The organism is Micrococcaceae bacterium Sec5.7, from assembly GCA_039636785.1.
In the GTDB taxonomy this organism is placed as follows: domain Bacteria; phylum Actinomycetota; class Actinomycetes; order Actinomycetales; family Micrococcaceae; genus Arthrobacter.
On sequence record CP144169.1, the window covers coordinates 3,009,888 to 3,031,893 of the forward strand.

21 protein-coding genes and 2 pseudogenes are annotated in these 22,006 nt (G+C 63.6%); 11 read left to right on the plus strand and 12 right to left on the minus strand.

Annotation, left to right across the window (positions count from 1 at the left end; all coding sequences use genetic code 11):
• Positions 1-8 precede the first annotated feature (8 nt).
• From V3C33_14340 to V3C33_14355, 4 genes are all read left to right on the plus strand, one after another.
• Positions 9-1,322, plus strand: coding sequence for a UDP-glucose/GDP-mannose dehydrogenase family protein (locus V3C33_14340; GenBank protein ID XAS66657.1), 1,314 nt, complete (start codon positions 9-11; stop codon positions 1,320-1,322).
• A 2-nt stretch (positions 1,323-1,324) separates the two neighbouring features.
• A complete protein-coding gene (locus V3C33_14345; protein XAS66658.1) occupies positions 1,325-3,220 on the plus strand; it encodes a DUF4012 domain-containing protein in 1,896 nt (631 codons plus the stop codon).
• Positions 3,221-3,379: 159 nt separating this feature from the next.
• A complete protein-coding gene (locus tag V3C33_14350) occupies positions 3,380-3,976 on the plus strand; it encodes an LPXTG cell wall anchor domain-containing protein (protein ID XAS66659.1) in 597 nt (198 codons plus the stop codon).
• Positions 3,977-4,224: 248 nt separating this feature from the next.
• Positions 4,225-4,629 carry a VanZ family protein gene (locus tag V3C33_14355; GenBank protein ID XAS66660.1) on the plus strand — a complete coding sequence of 135 codons (405 nt, stop codon included), beginning with the start codon at positions 4,225-4,227 and terminating at the stop codon, positions 4,627-4,629.
• Here V3C33_14355 and galU read toward each other — a convergent pair.
• From galU to paaA, 7 genes and pseudogenes are all read right to left on the minus strand, one after another.
• On the minus strand, positions 4,626-5,516 hold the full coding sequence (galU, locus tag V3C33_14360; GenBank protein ID XAS66661.1) for a UTP--glucose-1-phosphate uridylyltransferase GalU: 891 nt from the start codon (positions 5,514-5,516) through the stop codon (positions 4,626-4,628). The two genes, V3C33_14355 and galU, sit on opposite strands and share 4 nt — an antisense overlap.
• 162 nt (positions 5,517-5,678) lie before the next feature.
• Positions 5,679-6,458, minus strand: a complete 780-nt coding sequence (locus tag V3C33_14365) for an enoyl-CoA hydratase/isomerase family protein (GenBank protein ID XAS66662.1) — start codon at positions 6,456-6,458, stop codon at positions 5,679-5,681.
• A gap of 239 nt (positions 6,459-6,697) precedes the next feature.
• Positions 6,698-7,924, minus strand: a complete 1,227-nt coding sequence (gene paaE / locus V3C33_14370; protein XAS66663.1) for a 1,2-phenylacetyl-CoA epoxidase subunit PaaE — start codon at positions 7,922-7,924, stop codon at positions 6,698-6,700.
• A 14-nt stretch (positions 7,925-7,938) separates the two neighbouring features.
• Positions 7,939-8,496, minus strand: coding sequence for a 1,2-phenylacetyl-CoA epoxidase subunit PaaD (gene paaD, locus V3C33_14375; GenBank protein ID XAS69744.1), 558 nt, complete (start codon positions 8,494-8,496; stop codon positions 7,939-7,941).
• Between the two features lie 11 nt (positions 8,497-8,507).
• Positions 8,508-9,374, minus strand: coding sequence for a 1,2-phenylacetyl-CoA epoxidase subunit PaaC (gene paaC / locus V3C33_14380; GenBank protein ID XAS66664.1), 867 nt, complete (start codon positions 9,372-9,374; stop codon positions 8,508-8,510).
• Positions 9,371-9,643, minus strand: a pseudogene (paaB, locus tag V3C33_14385) (1,2-phenylacetyl-CoA epoxidase subunit PaaB). Before paaB ends, paaC begins: the two are co-directional and overlap by 4 nt.
• 230 nt (positions 9,644-9,873) lie before the next feature.
• Complete coding sequence (gene paaA / locus V3C33_14390; protein XAS66665.1) at positions 9,874-10,893, minus strand: 1,2-phenylacetyl-CoA epoxidase subunit PaaA; 1,020 nt, start codon at positions 10,891-10,893, stop codon at positions 9,874-9,876.
• Positions 10,894-11,316: 423 nt separating this feature from the next.
• Between paaA and V3C33_14395 the strand changes: the two genes are divergently transcribed.
• From V3C33_14395 to V3C33_14405, 3 genes are all read left to right on the plus strand, one after another.
• On the plus strand, positions 11,317-11,439 hold the full coding sequence (locus V3C33_14395) for a hypothetical protein (GenBank protein ID XAS66666.1): 123 nt from the start codon (positions 11,317-11,319) through the stop codon (positions 11,437-11,439).
• A gap of 125 nt (positions 11,440-11,564) precedes the next feature.
• Positions 11,565-11,888 carry a hypothetical protein gene (locus V3C33_14400; GenBank protein ID XAS66667.1) on the plus strand — a complete coding sequence of 108 codons (324 nt, stop codon included), beginning with the start codon at positions 11,565-11,567 and terminating at the stop codon, positions 11,886-11,888.
• On the plus strand, positions 11,885-12,139 hold the full coding sequence (locus V3C33_14405) for a hypothetical protein (protein XAS66668.1): 255 nt from the start codon (positions 11,885-11,887) through the stop codon (positions 12,137-12,139). The genes V3C33_14400 and V3C33_14405 overlap by 4 nt, the downstream gene beginning before the upstream one ends.
• Before the next feature lie 187 nt (positions 12,140-12,326).
• Here the strand turns inward: V3C33_14405 and istB are convergent.
• A pseudogene (gene istB, locus V3C33_14410) lies at positions 12,327-13,134 on the minus strand (IS21-like element helper ATPase IstB).
• On the minus strand, positions 13,131-13,277 hold the full coding sequence (locus V3C33_14415) for a hypothetical protein (GenBank protein ID XAS66669.1): 147 nt from the start codon (positions 13,275-13,277) through the stop codon (positions 13,131-13,133). Before V3C33_14415 ends, istB begins: the two are co-directional and overlap by 4 nt.
• A 206-nt stretch (positions 13,278-13,483) precedes the next feature.
• Between V3C33_14415 and V3C33_14420 the strand changes: the two genes are divergently transcribed.
• A complete protein-coding gene (locus V3C33_14420; GenBank protein ID XAS66670.1) occupies positions 13,484-14,104 on the plus strand; it encodes a low molecular weight phosphatase family protein in 621 nt (206 codons plus the stop codon).
• Positions 14,105-14,196: 92 nt separating this feature from the next.
• Positions 14,197-15,297: an LCP family protein gene (locus tag V3C33_14425; protein XAS66671.1), complete on the plus strand. Its 1,101-nt coding sequence runs from the start codon at positions 14,197-14,199 to the stop codon at positions 15,295-15,297.
• Between the two features lie 76 nt (positions 15,298-15,373).
• On the opposite strand, the gene V3C33_14430 is transcribed toward V3C33_14425, so the two are convergent.
• Together V3C33_14430 and V3C33_14435 are read right to left on the minus strand one after the other, a co-directional pair.
• On the minus strand, positions 15,374-16,522 hold the full coding sequence (locus V3C33_14430) for a HipA domain-containing protein (protein XAS66672.1): 1,149 nt from the start codon (positions 16,520-16,522) through the stop codon (positions 15,374-15,376).
• Between the two features lie 73 nt (positions 16,523-16,595).
• A complete protein-coding gene (locus tag V3C33_14435; GenBank protein ID XAS66673.1) occupies positions 16,596-16,901 on the minus strand; it encodes a helix-turn-helix transcriptional regulator in 306 nt (101 codons plus the stop codon).
• 170 nt (positions 16,902-17,071) lie between these two features.
• On the opposite strand from V3C33_14435, the gene V3C33_14440 reads away from it, so the two are divergent.
• Positions 17,072-18,769, plus strand: coding sequence for an alkaline phosphatase D family protein (locus V3C33_14440; GenBank protein ID XAS66674.1), 1,698 nt, complete (start codon positions 17,072-17,074; stop codon positions 18,767-18,769).
• Positions 18,770-18,791: 22 nt separating this feature from the next.
• On the opposite strand, the gene V3C33_14445 is transcribed toward V3C33_14440, so the two are convergent.
• Positions 18,792-19,145: a hypothetical protein gene (locus V3C33_14445; GenBank protein XAS66675.1), complete on the minus strand. Its 354-nt coding sequence runs from the start codon at positions 19,143-19,145 to the stop codon at positions 18,792-18,794.
• 170 nt (positions 19,146-19,315) lie between these two features.
• Here V3C33_14445 and V3C33_14450 point away from each other — a divergent pair, with 170 nt between their 5' ends.
• Positions 19,316-21,559 carry a S9 family peptidase gene (locus V3C33_14450; GenBank protein XAS66676.1) on the plus strand — a complete coding sequence of 748 codons (2,244 nt, stop codon included), beginning with the start codon at positions 19,316-19,318 and terminating at the stop codon, positions 21,557-21,559.
• Positions 21,560-22,006: the final 447 nt, after the last annotated feature.

The following is a 22,006-nucleotide window of genomic DNA, read 5'->3' on the forward strand; positions in this document are numbered from 1 at the left end:
CACTAAACATGCGTATTTCAGTCATTGGCTGTGGGTACCTCGGAGCCGTGCATGCTGCATGTATGGCAAAGCTTGGCCACGAAGTGGTCGGAATCGACGTGGACGAACGGAAAATAGCCGATCTCTCTGCTGCAATTGCACCGTTCTATGAACCGGGTCTCGAAGGACTCCTCAAGGAAGTCCAGGAGACCGGACGCCTGACTTTCACTTCTGATATGTCCGCGGCGGCCGGTAATGACGTCCACTTCATTTGCGTAGGAACCCCCCAGAAGAAGGGCGAAAACGGTGCCGACATGACATACGTTGACGCCGCAACCGCCGGGCTCCTGCCGCACCTCGCGCCCGGCAACATAGTCGTCGGAAAGTCGACAGTGCCCGTAGGCACTGCTGCCCGACTGGCTGGACTGATACAGAAAGAGGAGCCCGCAGCGCATCTCGTGTGGAATCCTGAGTTCCTTCGTGAAGGCCATGCCGTTTCCGACACCCTACACCCGGACCGTTTTGTATACGGGGTTCCAGACGGTTCCGAAGACCACCCGGCGGTTGCGGTACTTGACGAGGTTTACGCCACACCCCTGTCCACCGGTACACCGCGACTCGTGGCAGACCTGCCCACAGCAGAGCTGGTGAAGACAGCCGCGAACTCCTTCCTGGCCACCAAAATCTCCTTCATCAACGCCATGGCCGAGCTCTGCGAAGCTGCAGGCGCAGACGTCACCCGTTTGGCCGACGCCATCGGCATGGACGACCGTATCGGCCGGCAGTTCCTTAACGCCGGAATCGGGTTCGGCGGCGGATGCCTCCCCAAGGACATCCGCGCCTTTATGGCTCGCGCCGGCGAACTGGGCGCAGACCAGGCACTTACCTTCCTCCGTGAAGTCGACGCCATCAACATGCGCCGGCGGACGCGCGTCGTCGAACTCACCCGCGAGCTGTGCGGCGACAGTCTGCTGGGCAAGCGGATCACAGTCCTTGGTGCGGCATTCAAGCCCGAAAGCGACGACGTCCGGGATTCCCCTGCCCTGAGCATTGCTGCGCAGCTCCAGCTCCAGGGCGCCGATGTCACCGTAACGGATCCCAAAGCCCTTACGAACGCTGCAAAGCGGTTCCCGGAACTTCACTATCAGCCTGAGCTGGAAACTGCAGTTGCCGGGGCCGACGCGATACTGCTTCTCACCGAGTGGCAGCAATATAGAGATCTGGATCCTTACACTCTCAGCGCCCGCGTGGCCTCGCCTCGCCTCCTCGACGGTCGCAACGTCCTTGATCCAGGCAAGTGGCGGGCTGCAGGTTGGACTTACCGCGGGCTGGGACGGCCATAGGCATGGCGGAATCTTCCACAGTTGACGGCGGCAAACTCTCCCCCGTCCGGCGAACCCGGACCGGCAGGACGTCTCCAAAGCAACTGCGTCGGCGGGTGCTCGTTGGTGCACTGTGGCTTTCCTTAGTAAGCGTTTCTGTTGGTGGATCTGCCATATGGCTTGGCTTAAAGGCATCCGAAATCAAGACCGAGCTCAACGCCGCCACGCAACTACTGCCTGAGCTCAAGGACGACATCGTCCGTAGCGATGCTGCAGCCGCCACAACGAGAGTCGAACAGCTGCAGGTCCACACTGCTGCTGCCCGGGGGGCGGCGAGCGACCCCTTATGGACTCTGGCGGGGACACTGCCCTGGATTGGGGCTAATTTTCAGACCGCCAACGAGATCGCCACGTCTGCAGACGACGTTGTGCGGCTAGGTGCAATGCCGTTAGTCAGCGTTTTCCAATCACTGGACTGGAAAACACTCGCGCCGAACAACGAGGGGATCAACCTGGATCCACTGACAACGGCGAAGCCGAAGCTTGTCTCCTCAGCGCACGCCGTCAGGCAATCTTCAGACCGTCTGAACGCCATCGACGCTGAAAAACTGCTACCTCAGGTCTCCGGACCGCTGGTCCAGGCCCGGGAGCAACTTGAATCCCTGCGCGACGGCCTGGACGCCGCCGCCGACGCGGCCAGCATCGCCCCGGACATGATGGCGGCCCAAGGCACGCGGCACTACCTGCTGCTGATCCAGAACAACGCCGAGGTCCGCGCCACGGGAGGGATTCCAGGCGCGTTGGCCGTGCTCACCATCGATAATGGCAAGCTGACGCTGGGATCGCAGACTAGCGCAACTGAACTGGGATCGTTTACGCCTCCAGTGGCCGTAGATTCCGATCAGCAACAGATTTACTCGGCTCGACTTGGCAAGTACATGCAGGACGTCAACCTCACCCCCGATTTCCCCACCGCGGCCAGCACAGCCCATGCGATGTGGGAGAAAAAGACCGGCGATCGCTTGGATGGCGTCATTTCAATAGATCCCGTAGCGCTGGGATACATCCTGGATGCCACGGGACCGGTTGAACTGACTGACCCTGCCCTGAAAGTATTGGCGGGGAGCGCTCTACCAACGAAACTAACCGGCAAGAATGTTGTACCAACGCTGCTGTCCAAGGTGTATGCCACGATCGCGCAGCCACAACTTCAAGATGCGTACTTCGCCGGAGTGGCAAAGGAGATTTTCGGAGCGCTTTCGACCGGAAAAGGAGACTCAAAGGCACTTGTTGGTGGCCTAACCAGGGGCGCCGACGAGCGAAGGATCATGGTTTGGTCTGCCAACAGCGAGGAACAGTCCGTGATCGCCGACTATCCACTAGGCGGTTCTATTTCCGGCGCTGCTGTCTCTCCGGCACAGTTTGGCGTTTACTTCAACGACGGCACCGGTGCGAAAATGGACTATTACGTCAAACGGACGGCGCAGCTGGTCGACGAATGCACGAATGACGAGTATTCACAGATCAAGGTTCGCGTCACCAGCACCAACACGGCCCCCCTGGACGCAGCAACTTCGCTACCCGCGTATGTCACCGGCGGCGGGGCCTACGGGGTACCGGCGGGAACAGTGCAGAGCAATATCGTGGTGTACGGCCCAGTACAGGCCCTGATTGAGACCGCAGTCCAGGATGGGAAGAAGATTCTGTTCGGAGCGCAGCGCCACAGCGGACGGCCTGTAGGGACCGTGACAACCAGCCTGGCGCCCGGGCAAAGCAGCACGGTGGAGCTGACATTCGGCAAGATTGTGCAACACACAGAGCCGAAATTGGTTGTCACACCGACCGTGCAGGCTGTAAAAGACGTGGTGCTCCCTGCGATTTCCAAGGAATGCGTTGCGCCAACAAAAACTGCAGGTTAAAGCTATGTAACAGGAGTGGATTTAACTTTGGCAGGGTTAACTCCTGATGGTACTCTCAACTCGGGCAAGACAATCGGGATTTCCGCACTCGGTCTCGTGCGCCGAGGAGATCTCCTCAATTCGGGTAATCATAATTTCACGGTCTCCGGGGGGACAAACATGAAAAAATCACTTGCAGCAATCGCACTCGCAGGTTCCATCGCACTCGTCGGCGCAGTTCCGGCCATCGCCACCACATACCCGGCGCCGGGCTCGGATGAACAGGGCCAGGTTGATGACGGCAACATTCAAGAAGGCGAGCAGTTCAACTTTTCCGGCGGCGGATTCGATCCAAACGAACCCATCAATGTCGAAGTTGAGCAGACTGGCGGCCCCCAAGCAATCGGTGGGAGCTTCTCAGGGGTAGCAAGCCTGGCCGTAGCGGCCAAGATTTCTCTGCCTCTCGCACCGCAGACCTTTGCCACCAGGGCTAACGGCAGCGGCACATTCTCTCTGCCGCTGACCATCAACGAGGCCGGGACCTACCGGCTTACCGCCACCGGCGTCAACTCGGGTCACACCGTCACCGCCACGGTAACCGTCAAGGCAGCCACAGGAACGGCCGCAGGTTCAGGCACGGGCGCTGGCCTTGCCAACACCGGCGCCGACTCCAGTCTGGTCCTTTGGTCCTTGGTTGGCGGCGGCGCACTTGCCGCAGGTGTCGCGTCAGTAGTTGTGGTTCGTCGCCGCGCCAAGGCTGACGCAGCCACTGCCTAAGCGCCAGGCGCACTGACAAGCACCAAAGAGGGTGGGTGGCTCTCCGGGAACCCGGAGAGCCACCCACCCTCTGCTTTTGTCCAACAGGGACAGCACCGAGCAGCCGCAACATGCGGTAGTTATATGAAATATGGGGAGACATTGGCGGAGGCGGCGGCTGCAGTTCGATTTCACTGTTCCGTTGCCGCCGTGCCAATCGCTCCCCTATCTCTGGCTCTCCCTATTGGCCCTGACGTCCTGAAACTACAATGGCCCTGAGCAACCTCCGTGCGTGGAGATGGTTCCTGGGGCTCTACTTCGGACTGCTGGCTCTGGTGGGTTTCTGGCCAACACCGGTGGACACGCCGGCGCAGGGCGCGCTGGCCGACGTTCTTTCCTTCCTCCACGTCCGCGGCATTCCGCTGTGGTTCAACTACGGATTTGTGGAGGCAGCAGCAAACGTGATGCTATTCGTGCCTGTGGGATTCACCGCTGCCATGGCGTTTCCAAAAATCCGCTCATGGAAAATCGCGGCCTTAAGCCTATTTACTTCTGCTTGCGTGGAGCTGGGCCAGCTCCTGTTTCTTCACGACCGAGTCGCCAGTCCCTTGGATATTGTCACAAACACGGCTGGGGCGGTCATAGGTATTTTCTTCGCCCGTGCCCGGCGCTAATTGATGAACTCTTTCATCCAGCTCTTCAGGTCTTCGCCGAACTCCGCCCGCTCGGAAGCCAAGGTGATCACGGCCTTCAGGTAGCTGAGCTTGTCTCCGGTGTCGTGGCGGCGGCCCTTGAAGACCACGCCGTACACTCCGGAGCCATCGCCTTCGGCAGCCGCCAGGGTCTGGAGTGCATCGGTCAGCTGGATCTCTCCTCCGCGGCCAGGCCCGGTCTTCTCCAGGACATCAAAAACCGACGGGTGAAGAACGTATCTGCCAATGACGGCCAGGTTGGACGGCGCCTCTTCAACGGAGGGCTTCTCCACCAGGCTATTGACCCGGACGTACTCCTGGCCATCGATGGCGGTGATGTCAGCACAGCCATACGCGCTGATCTGGGACGGATCCACTTCGATCAGCGCAATCACCGAACCGCCGGTCTTGGCCTGAACGTCCATCATGGTGGTGAGGAGCTCGTCCCTCTCATCAATGAGATCGTCACCCAGCAGCACGGCGAACGGCTCCTCTCCCACGTGCTGGCGGGCGCACAGGACTGCATGGCCCAGCCCCTTGGGCTCACCCTGCCGGACATAGTGGATGGGCCCGAGCCCGGAGGCATGCTGCACGGCGTCCAGGCGGGCCGTGTCGCCCTTCATTTCCAGGGTGCGCTCCAAAGCCGGCGCACGGTCAAAATGATCCTCCAGGGACCGTTTGTTGCGGCCCGTAATCATCAGCAGATCCGTCAGGCCGGCCTTCACGGCTTCCTCAACCACGTACTGGATGGCCGGCACATCAACCACCGGCAACATTTCCTTCGGCATCGCCTTGGTGGCGGGCAAGAAGCGCGTGCCCAATCCGGCGGCCGGAATAACTGCTTTTCGAACTGATTTCCCCATAGTCATGATGGAACTTTATAAATCGGCATCGATATTTCAAAATTAGGTTCCGACAACCGGGTTTCGACAGGCTCAACCAGCGGGCTTGGTTTCGACCACCTAGGTTTCGGCAGGCTCAACCAGCGGGCTTGGTTTCGACGATTTCGACAAGCTCAATCAGCGGATCCGTTACCCCTTGAACTGGGGAGCCCGCTTTTCGTGGAAGGCCCGGAAGCCTTCGGCGTAGTCCTCGCTCTTGCAGAGCCGTGCCTGCTCCGCGTTTTCTTCTTCCATGGCTTCCCACAGGCCCAGGCGCTGGTCACGGATGTGGGCCACAAGGTCTTTGCTGGCGTTGAATGCGCCCGTGGCCCCTGTAGCCACCGTGGCCACAATGGCCCTCGTGGAGTCCAGGAGTTCAGCTGCGGGCATGGCCCTGCTGAACAGGCCCTGCGCCACGGCGTCGGCACCGCTCATGAGCTCCGCCGTGTAGATCAGGTCCAGCGTCCGGTGCATGCCCAGCCGTTCAGAGAAGTACCAGTGCCCACCCGAATCCAGCGTGGCCCCCAGCTTGGCGAAGGGCGAGCCGAACTTGGCGTTCTCCGCCACATACACCACGTCGGTGGCCAGAAGCAGCCCCAGGCCCACGCCCAGGCATGCTCCCTGGGCAGCAGCGAAGGTGGGCGCGGGGAAGGCGCTCATCTTCTTCAGCAGCGGCTGCACCAGACCGCCCAGGTACGCCTCGGCGTCGTCGTTCTCCGGCGTCACGCCGGAGATGTCCCGGCCCGCACAGAAGGCGCGACCCTCTCCCCTGAGCAGCAGCGCCCGCACCTCGCCGCGCGAGGCGGCGGCAGCGGCGTCGTCGTATGCGGTTCCCAGGTCTGCGAGCGCCTGCTCGTCCAGAGAGTTCAACTTGTGCGGGGCGTCCAGGACAACCTCGGCGATGCCGTTGGCTATGGAGAGGGAGATCATGCGGGCTCCTTGGTTTCGGGTTTCGACAAGCTCAACCAGCGGTGATTGGGTTTCGACGGTTTCTCGGTTTCGACAAGCTCAACCAGCGGGTTTCGACGGTTTCTCGGTTTCGACAGGCTCAACCAGCGGGTTTCTTTGGTTTCGACAGGCTCAACCAGCGGGGTTTCGACAGGCTCAACCAGCGGGTTTCTTTGGTTTCGACAGGCTCAACCAGCGGGTTTCGACGGGCTCAACCAGCGTTAGACGTCGAAGTCGACGGTGACTTCGGGGCTGGTGGGGTGCGACTGGCACGTCAGCACGTAGCCCTTGTCCAGCTCATCCTGCTCCAGCGCGTAGTTCTCGTCCATGGTCACGGTGCCGGTGACCAGCTTGGCGCGGCACGTCCCGCACACGCCCCCGGCGCACGCGAACGGCACGTCCGGGCGGACCCGCAGGGCCGCGTTCAGGATTGACTCGCGGGCGTGCGTGGGGCTGGTGACATCGCCCTGCAGCCCGTCCAGCTTAAAGGTGATCTTGTACGTCTCCTTGGAGGTGTCCTCCACCACGGGGCGGCCGGCGTTGCCCTCGGGGCGGTCCGGCTTGCCCGAGCTGAAGAGCTCGAAGCGGATGTGCTCCGGCTGCACCCCGCGCTCGGCCAGGGTGTCCCGGCACAGCTGCACCAGCTCGAACGGCCCGCACAGGAACCACTCGTCCACGTCCTCGCTGTGGATGGCTGTGCCCAGCAGCGCCTGCAGCTTCTCGGCGTCGATCCTGCCGGTCATCAAAGGCGCGATCCGCTGCTCACGGGACAGCACGTGGTGCAGCGCCAGCCGGGCCGGGTACTTGTCCTTCAGGTCCGCGAGCTCCTCCAGGAACATCACATCCATGGCGGCCTTGTTGGCGTAGACCAGGTCAAAGCGCGTGTCCGGGTTCGCGGCCAGCAGCGTGCGGGCGATGGCGATCACCGGTGTAATGCCCGACCCGGCCGCAATGGCCACGAAGCTGCCCGGCTCCCCCGCCAGCTCCTCCGGATGGTTCATCGAGTTCATCACGTTCTGCTGGACAGCCTTGCCGTCCCTGCCGTGCTTGGAGACGAATGCACCCATGGGGCTCATGACGTCCAGCTCATCGCCGGCCTTCAGCCCCGCATTCGCCCAGGTGGAGAACAGCCCGCCCAGGTCCTTCTTGATGGCCACCCGGATCTCGCTGCTGCCGTCCGGGAAACCCCGCGGTTCGGCACAGATGGAATAGCTGCGGCGCACCTCGTGCGGCTCGCCGTCCTCATCCGGCAGCGTGGTGCGCAGGGCCACGTACTGGCCCGGCAGGTAGTCGAACTGCCCGGCGAGCTCCGCCGGCACGCCGAAGGTCACCTCGATGGCGTCTTCGGTCAGCCGGCGCACCTCCGTGACGGAGAGGGGGTGGAAGGACGGACGACGGCGGCCTGAGGCCTTCGCCGATTCGGCGGCAGTCTGGCGGACAACGGGCATGGGGTACCTGTTCCTTACAAAACTTTGAAGTAGTCGAACGGTTCCTTGCAGTCCTGGCAGACGTACAGCGCCTTGCACGACGTGGAACCGAAACGGGTGAGCTCCTTGGTGTTCAGCGAGGAACACTGCGGGCATTTCACGGCGAGGCTGAGGCGGACCGGCCCCGAGTGGCCGCCGGCGGCAGCCCTTCCGCTGGGAGGCGCGATGCCGTATTCCTCCAGCTTGGCTTTGCCGGCGTCAGTCATCCAGTCCGTGGTCCACGCCGGCGCGAGCACCAGATCCACCTGGACGCCGGGGTAGCCCTCCCGGTAGAAGGCGGTCTTGAGGTCGTCACGGATGGCGTCCATGGCCGGGCAGCCCGAGTACGTGGGCGTGATGGTGACCCGGACAACGGGCAGGAATCCGCCGTCGCCGGCATCCTGGTCCAGCAGCAGCTCCACGTTGCGCAGGATCCCCAGGTCCTCGATGGTGAGGACGGGGATTTCCGGGTCGCAGACGGTGGCCGCGATGGCCCACACCCTCTCCTCGGCCGTGGCCTTCCTGGCCGCCGCACCTGCGGACTGCACGTACATGTCCACGGCGCTCACCAGCTGGCTCCCGGGTGTTCCCGCGCCAGCACCTGCATTTCGGCGAGCAGGTAGCCCAGGTGCTCGGAATGCTTCCCGCGGCGTCCCCCGCCCAGCGACGACGGCACCTGCGGCACCTCCAGCTCCGCTTCGGCGAGGATCTCGCCGGTGAGGCGGTCAAAGTCGGCCCGCAGGCTGGAAGGCTCGACGGCGGCGCAGGTTTCAGTAAGTCTGGCGGTGAGCTCGTCGTCCTCGAAGAGCTCGTCCACGTAGGGCCAGATCAGTTTGAACGCGTCTGTGATCCGGCGGCGCGATTCCTCGGTGCCCAGAGCGAGCCGGAGCACCCACTGGGCGCTGTGGTCCCGGTGGTAGTCCACTTCCTTGACGGCCTTGGCCGAAATGGCGGCGAGCGTGGCATCCGTGGATTCGGTCAGGCGGCGGTACAGCCCGAACTGGTAGTAGCTCACCACAAACTGGCGGGCGATGGTGACGGCAAAGTCACCGTTCGGCTGCTCAAAGAGGTGCGCGGAACGGAACTCGGGCTCGCGGCGGAAGTAGGCGAGATGGTCCTCGGTCTTGCCCCACGCTCCCCCGGCATAGCTAAGGAAGGAGCGAGCATGGCCCAGCTGGTCCAGGGCGATGTTGCCCAGGGCCACGTCCTCCTCGAGCTCGGGTGCCCGCGAGATCCAGTGGCCCAGGCGCTGGGCCAGAACAAGGGCGTCGTCGCCGAGCCGGAGCGCGAACTCGGCCACGTCCTCTGTTGGCTTGGCGAGGCCGGTGCGGACTTCGAGGGCGATGTCCTCGGGACGGAGGGCGTTGCCCGGGGTGATGCGGGTGGCGGTGTCCCCACCGAAGGCCGTGGGGATTTCAGGTGAGTGGCTCACAGGTGCTTCACGCCTTCGCTCTTGGTGTAGTACGTGGCGTGCCGGTAGTCCTTGCCCTGCGGCGACTCGAAGAACGCGCCCTTGGAGTCAGGATCGCTGGAGGCAATGGCGTCCGCCGGGACAACCCAGATGGACACGCCCTCGTTGCGGCGGGTGTAGAGGTCACGGGCATTGCGCAGGGCCATGGCGGCATCCGGTGCATGCAGGGAACCCGCGTGGACGTGCGAAAGCCCGCGGCTGGACCGGACGAATACTTCCCAGAGCCCCCAGCCGCTCCCGCTGGTTGAGCTTGTCGAAACCCCGCTGGTTGAGCCCGTCGAAACCTCGCTGGTTGAGCCTGTCGAAACCGAGTCGCTGGTACCGCTGGTTGAGCCTGTCGAAACCGAGTCGCTGGTACCGCTGGTTGAGCCTGTCGAAACCGGGCGGGCAGGAACCTGGGTTTCGACAGGCTCAACCAGCGGGGAAGGCTTAACCACCGGGGAGTGCTCAATTTCCGGGTTCATGCTGCGAATTCCTTCCGTGCTTGCTTGCGGGCGTACGCCGCGGCTGCTTCGCGCACCCAGGCGCCGTTCTCGTGTGCTTCGCGGCGGCGTTCCAGCCGCTGCGAGTTGCAGGGGCCGCGGCCGGCCAGGACTTCCTTGAACTCCTCCCAGTCCAGCGGGCCATGCTCCCATTTCCTGGTGCCTTCGTTGAAGCGGATCTGGGTGTCCGGGAGCGTGAGGCCCAGGACCCTGACCTGCTCCACCATCATGCCCACAAAGCGGCTGCGCAGTTCATCGTTGCTGAAGCGCTTGATGTTCCACGCCATGGACTGCTTGGAGTTGGGCGAATCGTCATCCGGCGGACCGAACATCATCAGCGACGGGGCGTACCAGCGGTTCACCGCTTCCTGTGCCATCTGCTTCTGCTCCGGGGTTCCGTTGGAGAGCTCCAGCAGGATCTCGAAACCCTGGCGCTGGTGGAAGGATTCTTCCTTGCACACCCGGACCATGGCCCGGCCGTAGGGGCCGAAGGAGGCGCGGCACAGCGGCACCTGGTTGCAGATGGCGGCGCCGTCCACCATCCAGCCGATCGCTCCCATGTCCGCCCACGTGACCGCAGGGTAGTTGAAGATGGAGGAGTAGCGTGCCTTGCCGGCAATAAGATCGTCCATCATCTGGTCGCGCGGCTGGCCGAGTGTTTCGGCAGCGGAGTACAGGTAGAGACCGTGGCCGGCCTCGTCCTGGACCTTGGCCATCAGGATGGCCTTGCGCTTGAGGCTCGGAGCCCGGGAAATCCAGTTGGCCTCAGGCTGCATGCCGATGATTTCCGAGTGCGCGTGCTGCGAGATCTGGCGCAGGAGGGTCTTGCGGTAGGCCGCCGGCATCCAGTCCCTGGGTTCGATCCGGGAGTCATCCGCCATCACGCGGTCAAAGTTCGCCTGGCCGTCGGCCTCGCGCTGTGCTGCTTCTGCCCGGCGTTCTTCCTGCCGTTCCGGCGTCAGCTCCGCGGGCACTGACTGCAGATTCTGCGATGCCATGGTTGCTCCTATACATAGACCGTGCGTATCTCAATAAGTAATTACCGACCGTTCGTTCAGGATATGCGGACGCCCGGAGATGCGTCAAGCACCGGAAGCCCAGGGAACGGCCGCACGGGCCTACAGCAGTAGCTGTCGTGCCACGGCTATCCCATTGAATGAACATTGACCGGAAAATTTCGGGTGCGGCGAATGGACTGGGCGTAGAGGCTTGACCCGAATTCACCAAAGCGTGACAGGTCTGGAAATGGATCAATACGTCGCCCCGAGTCAATATGAATGCTTTGCCGGGATACGGTGGTTGTGTCAACCTGATCGGAGCCCACTAGGACGGCTTGAACGGTACCCACCTGCGGGCCTTGGTCCCATCAATGTCAGGTCAAGTTCAGGAAGGCCGGGATGGGTCAAGAGTGAAGTTGAGTTATGGAACAGGACCTCGACGAGGATCCCGAGCCGCTCGCGAACCCACAGAAGGCCACCAACCGCGCCATCCGCCAGCTCCAGAGCCTCGGCTACAGCGTCACCATCACCCCAGCCAATGCCTGACGTCGCCTCATACTCCCGTATTAGATCCGAAGGGTTCCCTTGTGCAATGGCGAACGTCATGCAAGAGTGCACGAATAGTGGCGGCGGTTGCACCGAAATCCAGTCCGGACGCTCAGGGGGAAGCATTGAAAACTCGAAAAGTCGGCGCGATCGGCATTTGTGCGGCAATGGCATTGGTAGCGGCATCCGCGCTGCCCGCGCAGGCATCAGCGACGAGCGTCAGCGGCTCGCTCAGCTGCCCCGTAGGTCAGGTCGTGTGGGTATCAGTGGTGACTCAGTACAGCGCACAGGCCACGTTTTTCTCCGGCACCGCCCGGCGCTACACGGACTTCGGCGGCTTTGACCATTCCTTCAACTACGGAACCAGGACAGTAAACTGGAGGGTGGAAAGCGCTGGAAACATCCGGACGGTGACCGACTGGTGCGGAGGGAACGCGAACTTCGCATGACTGAATCCATCGATGCTGAGGTCGCGCGCACACTCAGCACAATTCCAGTTCGTGCGTCTCGCCAAATGACCGCCACCGAGTATCAGTTTCGCGTGAGCGAGATCCTCAACCTTTTTGACATCGATGCAGTGGCCGACGAAACGGGCGTGTATTACGGGGGCGAGGGCGTTGAGCTAGAAGATCAGCCTTTAGTCGCGGCCATTCGCGTACTCATTGGGAGGCGATTCGGCATCCCCGAAGCTCTACAGTAGCCCAACAGTAGGGGTGCTTCGGATCTAGTGTCGCGTTCCTGAAGTTGTGGGACGGTTGACTTTCGCGAGGATCTGTTCCTGGGTCTTGGCCCAGACGAAGGGGCGGCATCGGTCGTTCCAGCCGGTGATGAATTGGCGGGTCTTGGCGCTGAGGCCACTGACGGACTCCCGCGATGCTGGCCGGTCGCTAGTGGGAGCCCTGTCGGGCGAGTGTGGCAGCGGGCCGGTATGAGTCGGTGCCGGTTTCGATGATGGTGCCGTTGAAGGTGAGCCGGTCCACGATCGCGGCGCAGAGTCGCGGATCGGTGAAGGTTTTCGTCCAGCCGGAAAAGGATTCATTGGAGGCTATCGCGACGGAGTTCTTCTCTTCCCGTTCGGTGAGGACCTGGAAGAGGAGCTCGGCGCCGCGTCGGTCCAGTTCCATATAACCGAGCTCATCGATCTATGCGGCCGTAGCGGGCGATGGTCTTGGCCAGCATCTTTTCGTCGGCGGCTTCGACGAGTTCGTTAACGAGCCGGGTGGCCAGGGTGTATTTGACGCGGTAGCCCTTCTCGGCCGCGGCGGTGCCGAGGCCGATGAGCAGGTGGGACTTCCCTGTCCCGGAATCACGAATCAGGCATAGGGGCGATCCCTTGCGGATCCAGTCCCCGGTGGCCAGAGTGTGGACCGTGGCCGGGTTGATATTCGGGTTCGCGTCGAAATCGAAATCCCCGAGCCACTTGTCCCGCGGGAAGCCGGCCGCGTTGACGCGGCGGATCGAGGAGCGACGGTCCCGGTCATCACACTCTGCCAGAAGCAGTTCGGCCAGGAAGCCTTGGTAAGAGAGTTGTTCCTTCGCTGCGACGGTAAGGGCTTCATCGAGCACGGCCCGGATCGTGGGCAGGCGGAGCCGGCGGCAGGCCTGGTCCACGGCAGCGACGGCGGCCTGCTCGGTCAGGCCGCGCCGCCGGCGCAGCGTCGGGGTAATGGTGGCGGCCGATGCGGTGGGGCTCATGAAATGTTCTCCTTCGAGGCTGTGGCTGTTGCTGTTGCTGTTGAGTCTTCGGTGCGTTTGGCCAGCAGCTCGTCATAGACACCGATCGACGGAAGCGGACGCGTGTCCGGCGGCAGCCCAGCGATGACCGCGGCGGGATCCATGAGCCGGCGCTGGGTGAGACTGACATATTCATACAGGCCAGTCCTAGTGTTAATTGCTGCCGCTGGGAGCCTCCCCGTTGAATCCTGCGCGGTTTTCTGCGCGGCCTCTCCGTCCGGCTCCGCGGCGCCTAGTGGCCCGTGCGTGTTAAGTTGAACCGTGGGGGGATCGTCCCGATCCGACACACCAGCCGGAAAGAGCCAACACCGTGGAATCGCCTTCACCAGTCCGAATCCTGACCGTCTGCACGGGCAACATCTGCCGCTCCCCGGTGGCGGAACGGCTCCTGCAGGCCGGCCTGGACCAGGTACTGCCGCACGGCTTCCACGTATCGAGCGCGGGCACCCGGGCCATGGTGGGGGATCCCATCCAGCCGCTGTCCGCGGACATCATCCGCACCTTCGGCGGCAGCGCCCACGGATTTGCCGCCCGCCAGCTGACCGGGGAGATTCTCGGCGACATTGACATTGTCCTGACCATGACCACCGGGCACCGCGGCGAAGTGCTCCAGCTGGACGCTTCCCTGCTCAAGCGCACGTTCACCATCCGCGAGTTCGCGCGGATGCTGGACGTCCTGGAGGAGCGTGACGCACTGCAGCACCACGCCGGCACCGCGCAGTCTCCGCACAATGGCGAACTGTGGCGCGGTCTGCCTGCCCGGGCCGCCTCCGTGCGGCACCTGGCGCTGGCGGGTGAGGCGGCGGACAACGACGTCATTGACCCGTACCGACGCAGCAAGAAACACTACCGCCAGATGGAAGACGAACTGGCCCCCGCAATCATCTCCATCCTGCGTTACGCCCGGCTGAACGCTGCCCCGGAAAGCTGACCGCACCGCCGTCGGACGTGGGTGCCGCAATCAGGTGGTTTTTCCGCGGAGTCCCCCATTGTTTCCCCAGGTTTTGGTGGTAGCGTCCGATCATGGTGGCGCCGCCGGATCCGGAGGGAACAGTTCCCGGCGAGCACCTTGCCCGGGGCAGGAACGGCAGGCTCTATTCCGCCGTCAAAGTGCTGCTGGGAATGGTTCTCCTGACCCTGGTGGTGACCGGCGGCTATTTCTACAACCTGGGCCGGATTTTCGATTCGCAGGCCACCATCATTGAAAATGCGCTGCCCACGCCCGCTGCCAACCCCGGACCGGTGCCGGCCGCCAGCCCCACGGCGACGCCCACCTTCCTCGCGCCCTCCGGCCCCATGAACATCCTGGTGCTGGGCAGCGACAGCCGCGTTGGCGCCCAACAGATCGCAGCCGAAGCTGCTGAGAACGGGGGTGTGGCCGACCAGCGCGCGGACACCATCATGCTCCTGCACTTCCCCGCGGACCGCCGGAACGTCTACGGCATCTCCATCATGCGCGATCTCTGGGTGGACATTCCCGGCTATGGACAATCCAAGGTCAATGCGAGCCTGGCCATCGGCGGGGTGCCGCTGGTGGTGCAGACCGTGGAGGCCCTCCTCAGCCAGCATGTCGACCACGTGGTGATACTCGACTTCGAGGGCTTCAAGGGCCTCACGGACGCGCTGGGCGGCGTTGAAATGGACGTTGAGGCGCCGTTCTCGTCCCTTCATGAAAACGTGCACTTCAAGAAGGGCCGGAACCTGCTCAACGGGTCACAGGCGCTGGAGTTCGTCCGCGAGCGCTACGCCTTTCCCGACGGCGACTACCAACGGGTCCGCAACCAGCAGAAGTTCCTGAAAGCGGTGCTGGGTAAAAGCCTCAGAGCCGGAACACTGGCCAATCCATTCACCCTGCACAATGCGGTCAGCTCGATCGCACCGTTCATCAGCGTGGACAAAGGTCTCAACGCAGCCACGTTGGGCGGACTTGCCTTCAGCCTCCGCGGGCTTGGAGCCGGCGACGCCGTGTTCTTCACCCTGCCCACCGCAGGCACAGGATTCGCCACGGACGGACAGTCCATTGTCCTGCCAGACCCCGCCGCCATCGCCGCGGTGGCCGCAGCCCTGACGGCGGACACCCTGGGCAAGCACATCACGGCCAACAAGCTCCAGGACGGGAACTGACGTTTTCCTCCGGCACAACGCCCTATATTGACGCCTGCGGACTGAGCTGACTTCACCCCATCGATACCGTAGCCTTTCACTGAGCGGTATCGAAGGCGGACTCCATCCGTTGAATTTGTCCGTCCGGCATGCCCCTGGCCTGAGCCTCCTTGCGCCAGTTCCGGGTGGCAGATTCCACTCCCGAGATGATGCTGCTGGCCTTGGCATCACTGAGGCGGTAATAGCCAGAGGTGGACAGCAGTAGTTCCAGATCCGCCGCGTCATCGCCATACCCGACGGTGGTGCTCATCTTGGATGGCGAATCGGGGTTAGGGTTCAGGTCGTACGCCGGGGACAGCGCCCACCCGCTTACTGCACGCAGAGACCCGTGGTTGCGCAGATGGTCATCGGTGTTTCCGGTGAGGATGGAGAACGCAACTCGCCGGAAAAGTCCCTCCAGGTCGCGCCCGGCGCCGCTGGAGTGCTGTTCGATGACGTCGACGATGTCCAGATAGCTGTGCTGCTCACCGTCCGCAGCTTCCAGCATCGTCAATGCACTGGAGAACCCGATGCGCCGGCTTCCCTTGCGGTCGAACCGTTCCACAATGAGCGCCTTCCGCGGCCCGGCGTCAACCAGATACGTGGCGGCGACATGGATGCCGCATTTCGCCGCCAGCTCCATTTCGAGCGACTCCCAGCCGATGACATCCCATTCATCGCTGCCTTTTCGGGGGAACTTGGCAATGGCGAGGCCCCCGCTGGAGGTTGTCACGGCGGCCTTCGGCCGTGCGCCGCCCAGGGATCCGCCGGCATCGATGAGATCTTTGATGTCGCGGTCCAAAGGCAATTCAGCATCAAGCTTGTCCACTGCCCCCAGGAGCCGAGCAACGTCCATCAGTTTCGGAACAGCTCCGTGGTGCGATGAGAGAAATTTTCCAGACCCGGGGTCCCGGTAGCGCAGCGCCCCCTGTCGCACATCGTCACGGACGCCGAGGAGAAAGTCGGCGCCAAGGAGCTCCCTGGGTGTGGACCCGGCTTCCGTGGCGCGCTCCCGTTCTTCCCGGCGCAGCAGGTTCTGACCCCAGCGATCGGGGCCGCTGTCGGAGAACGCATTGAAGATCGTCAGGCGGGCATCGGTCTGGAAAACGCCGGTTGACCGAGGCAGCGCCGGATCGAGGTCGTATGATCCAGGATGGGCCAGGTAGGCACCGGTGTATCTGAACGTGGCGCTTTGCTTTCGCCGCACGTGGAATCACAGCGTTCCGGCAGGATGTCCGTGCCGTCCAACTGAACGGTGACCTCAATCGCCTCACGGGCACTCATTGCTTATCCTGGCGGACTCGGCGAGGGAGAATCTCGTCCGCGCGGAGCTTGCCGACGTCGGTGGCGTATGGATCCACAGACGCGACGAACGCATCGAGGACACCTAGAGCACGCGTGACCCGCAGCAGATTCTCGGCACTCGTCCCGCCGGTTCCGTTCTCCAGCGCGCTGAGCGTCCCGCGTGAAATGCCTGCCCGGTCTGCGAGCTGCTCCGAGGTGATCCGCAGCAACCTCCTGGAAGTACTGATGTGTTCGCCCAGCTGATTCAGAGCGCGTGCTATCGGGATAGGTGTCCTGGCCATGACAATCCTTTAGTGTCCGTTATTCTGAACGCTATGTACGTTAGTGATCAGTATAACCAACACTATTATCCCAGGGACCCGTTACTAGAACATCTCGGAACCCCCGAAGGTCCCTGGCGGTTCATGCCCGGCTCACCTGACGTTTACCGCAGGGCGCCAGAGTAGGAGCCATGACTGACATTTCGCGCCGCAGCATTGTGAAGAGCTCCCTCGCCGCCATGGCCCTGGCCGGCGGCCTCAACGCCGTAGGCGCCGCCGCGGCCTCAGCAGCCGCCACGGGGGCAGCAGGCGCGGCGCGACCTGCCGCGGTCCCGCTGGTCCGCAAGCGGCTCACCCTGCCCAGCGGCATGGCCACCGGGGACGTCACCTCGGACTCGGCCGTGCTGTGGTCCCGCGCCTCCGGCCCCGGCCGCCTGACCGCCAGGCTGCAGGCCGTGGACGACGCCGGCGAGGTGCTGCGCGGACGCTACGGTTTCAGCCGCACCATCCGCGGCCCGCAGGCCACCCAGGGCAGCGACTTCACCGCCAAGATCCACGCGGACAAGCTGCCGGCCAACACCCGCTTTGCCCTGGAACTCAGCTTCGACGACGGCGACGGCGCGGCCGGCGAGTCCGTGAAAGGCTCCTTCCGCACCGCACCGGACGCCAACGGCGGCGGCCGCGGGAAAGGCGAGGGGCGCTTCCGCGGGGACTCGCCGTCGTCGTCCTCCCAGAGCTTCGTCTGGAGCGGCGACACCGCCGGCCAGGGCTGGGGCATCAACGAGGAAATCGGCGGCATGCGCGGCTACCGCGCCATGCACAGCACCCGCCCGGACTTCTTCATCCACTCCGGCGACACCATCTACGCCGACGGCCCCATCGCCGCCGCTGTTGCGGAGAAGGACGGCCGGATCTGGAAGAACCTGGTCACCGAGGAAGTCTCCAAGGTGGCCGAGACACTCAAGGAGTTCCGGGGTCGGCACCGCTACAACTCCATGGACGCCAACATGCGCGCCATGTTCGCCGACGTCCCGGTGATCGCCCAGTGGGACGACCACGAGACGCACAACAACTGGTACCCCGGCCAGATCATCGACGACTCCCGCTACACCGTCCGGGACGTGAACGTCCTCGCCGCCCGCGGCCGGCAGGCGTGGCAGGAGAACATGCCCATCGCGGACAGCTCGGCACTGTGGCGCCCGGGAACGTTCGACGGCGGGCAGCACCAGCCGGCGCGGATCTACCGGAAGATTTCACGCGGCCCGCAGCTGGACATCTTCTGCCTGGACATGCGCACCTTCAAATCCCCGAACACGGACGGCAAGGAACCCTACGCAACCAGCATCCTGGGCCAGGAGCAGGTGGACTGGCTGGTCGGCGAGGTCCGGAAGTCCAAGGCCACGTGGAAGGTCATCGCCGCCGACCTTCCCCTGGGGATCGTCGTCCCGGACGGGCCGGTGAACCAGGAGAGCCTTTCCAACCGGGAGCCTGGCGCGCCGCTGGGCCGCGAACTGGAAATCGCCGGCGTCCTCAGCGCGTTCAAGCGGAACCGGGTGAAAAACGTGGTGTGGCTGACCGCCGATGTGCACTACTGCGCAGCCCATCATTACTCCCCCGAGCGCGCAGCTTTCACGGACTTCGATCCGTTCTGGGAATTCGTGGCCGGCCCCATTGCCGCCGGCTCCTTCGGCCCCAACGCAATGGACGGGACCTTCGGCCCGGAGGTGGTCTTCTCGAAGGCCGGCCGCTTCGCCGGCGAATCCCCGCGCGACGGCGAAAACCAGTTCTTCGGGCACGTGGAACTGGGCGCGGACAACTCATTCACCGCGAGCCTGCGGAATGCCAACGGAGCCGTACTGTTCTCCAAGGTGCTGACGCCGGAGGTGTAGCCGCGTATCCGGTGGTGCTGGCTTACGCTGCGACTGCTACCGGGGCTGCCGGCCCGGCCGGAACTGCAATCTCTGCGGGAGCTGCAAGTTCTTCTGGCGCCAGGAGGCTGAGCTGGCAGTCGGCCTGCTGCGGATCAACCGACGCGGGCAGGTGGTGTGATGCGCAGCAGGCGCGGAGCTGCTCGAGGGCGGAAGGCTCCACCCTCGCTTGGCTCACATCGACCACGAGCCTGAGGCCCTGCCTGAGGTGGTTGGCGCGCTTCATCACCACATAAAGGGCCTGAAGGCTCTGGGCCGTCACATGGCCCTGGGCGGCCACCTGGGCCTCACCGCAGTCCAGATCTACCCGGACCAGAACACGAAGCTTGTTGTTCAAGTACTTCTCCCGTCAAGCACGGCCGCGACGCTGCGACCGGATATAACTTTAGCCCGGAATGTGACGTACGCAACAGTGGACGCGAATATTTCGCAACCCGGCCCGCTGCCCCGGCTACCCCAGTAGCGAACGCCGGCTCTATTGTCGGTGCAGCTCTATATATTGAATCCATGACCCAGACTCCGCTGCAGCACTCCGCCAACACCTCCGCCGCTGCCCCCGCATCCCCGCCCGTTGCCAAAAAGGTGCCCACCGAACGCACGCACCACGGCGACACTTTTGTGGACAACTACGAATGGCTGCGCGCGAAGGAATCCGCGGACGTGGTGGAGCACCTCAAGGCCGAGAACGCCTACCAGGAGGCTGTCACGGCGCACCAGGAACCGCTCCGCGAAGCCATTTTCCAGGAGATCAAGGGACGCACCCAGGAGACCGACCTCTCCGTACCAAACCGCAAGGACGGCTGGTGGTACTACACCCGTTCGGCGGAGGGCAAGGAATACGGCATCCAGTGCCGCGTCCGCGCCCGGAACACGGGCGACCCCGTGGCCGACTGGACTCCCCCCGCGGTTAAGGCCGGCGTCGAAATCCCCGGTGAGGAAGTCCTGCTTGACGGCAATGTGGAAGCCGAAGGCAAGCCGTTCTTCTCCGTGGGCGGTTCCGCCGTGACCGTGGACGGGAACCTGTACTCCTACGCCGTGGACAACGCCGGCGACGAACGCTTCACCCTGCGCATGAAGGACCTCCGCACCGGCGAAATGCTTCCCGATGTGATCGAGAACGTCTTCTACGGCATCTCCTTCTCCCCCGACGGCACGCGGATCTTCTACACCGTGGTGGACGACGCCTGGCGGCCGTATCAGGTGAAGTCCCATGTGCTGGGCACGCCCGTCACCGAGGATGAGCTGATTTACCAGGAAGACGACGTCGCCATGTGGCTGGGGTTCGAGATCTCCGCGGATCGGCGCCACCTGGTGCTGAGCATCGGCTGCTCCGAGTTCAGCGAAACGCGGCTGCTGCGCTTTGACGCGTACGACGCCGGGCTGACCACCGTGATTTTGCGCGACGAACACGTCCTCTACGAGGCCGAGCCGTTCCTCTTGGACGGGCTTGACGGGCAGAGGGCCGAGGCCATCCTGCTGACCCACAACCGTGGCGCCATCAACTCCATGGTCTCGCTGGCGGACCCGGCAGAACTCGCCAAGCCGCTGGCCGAGCAGCACTGGACCACCGTCGTCGAACATTCCGACGACGTCCGCGTCAACGGTGCGGGGGTCACCTCCACGCACCTGATCGTCTCGGTCCGCAAGGACACCATTGAGCGCGTCCAGGTGCTTCCGCTGGCCGGGCTGGGAACGCCTTCGCAGGGCGGGCCCGTGGAGCCGGCGTTCGACGAGGAGCTGTACACGGCGGGTGTGGCGGGCTCCGACTACGAGGCTCCGGTGATCCGGATGGGCTACACCTCCTACTTCACGCCGTCGCGCGTGTACGACTTCGTGCTGCCTACTCCGGCGCAGCCCGCCGGCGAGCTCCTGCTCCGCAAGGAAAGCCCCGTGCTGGGCGGTTACTCGGCCGCAGACTACGTGGCCACCCGCGAATGGGCCGAGGCTGCCGACGGCACGCGTATCCCGCTGTCCGTGCTGCGGCACGCCTCCGTTGCACGCGACTCCACCGCGGCGGGGCTGGTGTACGGCTACGGCTCCTACGAGCTGAGCATGGATCCGGGCTTCGGCATTCCAAGGCTCTCGCTGCTGGACCGCGGCATCGTGTTCGTGATAGCGCACATCCGGGGCGGCGGCGAACTGGGCCGGCACTGGTACGAGGACGGCAAGAAGCTCCACAAGAAGAACACGTTCGCGGACTTCGTGGCCGCCACCGACTGGCTTGCGCAGTCCGGCTGGGTCTCACCGGACCGCATTGCGGCCATGGGCGGCTCGGCCGGCGGCCTGCTGGTGGGTGCCGTGGCCAACCTTGCCCCGGAGAAGTACGCGGCGATTGTGGCTGCCGTGCCGTTTGTTGATGCGCTGACCACCATCCTGGACCCGGAGCTGCCGCTGTCCGCGCTGGAGTGGGAGGAATGGGGCAACCCCATCACGGACCCCGAAGTGTACGAGTACATGAAGTCCTACACGCCCTACGAGAACATCCGCGCGGTCAGGTACCCGAAGATCGCGGCCGTTACCTCGTTTAATGACACGCGGGTGCTCTACGTGGAGCCCGCCAAGTGGGTGCAGGTTCTGCGGTCCGCCACCACGGGATCCGAGCCGATCATAATGAAGATCGAGATGGACGGCGGCCACGGCGGCGCCTCCGGCCGGTACGTGCAGTGGCGCGAACGGGCGTGGGACTACGCGTTCGTCGCCGACTCTCTGGGTGCGGTGGAGCTCCTGCCCGGTGCCGGCCTCGCTGGTTGAGCTTGTCCAAACCCCTAGTGGTTGAGCCCGTCCAAACCCCCGCTGGTTGAGCCTGCCCAAACCCCCGCTGGTTGAGCTTGTCGAAACCGCGTGAGTCAAACAAAAGCCCCGCTGGTTGAGCTTGTCGAAACCGCGTGAGTCAAACAAAAGCCCCGCTGGTTGAGCTTGTCGAAACCGCGTGAGTCAAACAAAAGCACCGCTGGTTGAGCTTGTCGAAACCGCGTGAGTCAAACAAAAGCCCCGCTGGTTGAGCTTGTCGAAACCGCGTGAGTCAAACAAAAGCCCCGCTGGTTGAGCTTGTCGAAACCGCGTGAGTCAAACAGAAGCCCCGCTGGTTGAGCTTGTCGAAACCGCTTGAGTCAAACAAAAGCCCCGCTGGTTGAGCTTGTCGAAACCGCGTGAGTCAAACAAAAGCCCCGCTGGTTGAGCTTGTCGAAACCGCGTGAG

Bases quoted from the DNA above. Each gene is read 5' to 3' on its own strand.
- V3C33_14340 (XAS66657.1), top strand. From the start codon at position 9: ATGCGTATTTCAGTCATTGGCTGTGGGTACCTCGGAGCCGTGCATGCT.
- V3C33_14345 (XAS66658.1), top strand. From the start codon at position 1,325: ATGGCGGAATCTTCCACAGTTGACGGCGGCAAACTCTCCCCCGTCCGG.
- V3C33_14350 (XAS66659.1), top strand. From the start codon at position 3,380: ATGAAAAAATCACTTGCAGCAATCGCACTCGCAGGTTCCATCGCACTC.
- V3C33_14355 (XAS66660.1), top strand. From the start codon at position 4,225: ATGGCCCTGAGCAACCTCCGTGCGTGGAGATGGTTCCTGGGGCTCTAC.
- galU (XAS66661.1), bottom strand. From the start codon at position 5,516: ATGACTATGGGGAAATCAGTTCGAAAAGCAGTTATTCCGGCCGCCGGA.
- V3C33_14365 (XAS66662.1), bottom strand. From the start codon at position 6,458: ATGATCTCCCTCTCCATAGCCAACGGCATCGCCGAGGTTGTCCTGGAC.
- paaE (XAS66663.1), bottom strand. From the start codon at position 7,924: ATGCCCGTTGTCCGCCAGACTGCCGCCGAATCGGCGAAGGCCTCAGGC.
- paaD (XAS69744.1), bottom strand. From the start codon at position 8,496: ATGTACGTGCAGTCCGCAGGTGCGGCGGCCAGGAAGGCCACGGCCGAG.
- paaA (XAS66665.1), bottom strand. From the start codon at position 10,893: ATGGCATCGCAGAATCTGCAGTCAGTGCCCGCGGAGCTGACGCCGGAA.
- V3C33_14395 (XAS66666.1), top strand. From the start codon at position 11,317: ATGGAACAGGACCTCGACGAGGATCCCGAGCCGCTCGCGAACCCACAG.
- V3C33_14405 (XAS66668.1), top strand. From the start codon at position 11,885: ATGACTGAATCCATCGATGCTGAGGTCGCGCGCACACTCAGCACAATT.
- V3C33_14415 (XAS66669.1), bottom strand. From the start codon at position 13,277: ATGGATCCCGCCGCGGTCATCGCTGGGCTGCCGCCGGACACGCGTCCG.
- V3C33_14425 (XAS66671.1), top strand. From the start codon at position 14,197: ATGGTGGCGCCGCCGGATCCGGAGGGAACAGTTCCCGGCGAGCACCTT.
- V3C33_14435 (XAS66673.1), bottom strand. From the start codon at position 16,901: ATGGCCAGGACACCTATCCCGATAGCACGCGCTCTGAATCAGCTGGGC.
- V3C33_14440 (XAS66674.1), top strand. From the start codon at position 17,072: ATGACTGACATTTCGCGCCGCAGCATTGTGAAGAGCTCCCTCGCCGCC.
- V3C33_14450 (XAS66676.1), top strand. From the start codon at position 19,316: ATGACCCAGACTCCGCTGCAGCACTCCGCCAACACCTCCGCCGCTGCC.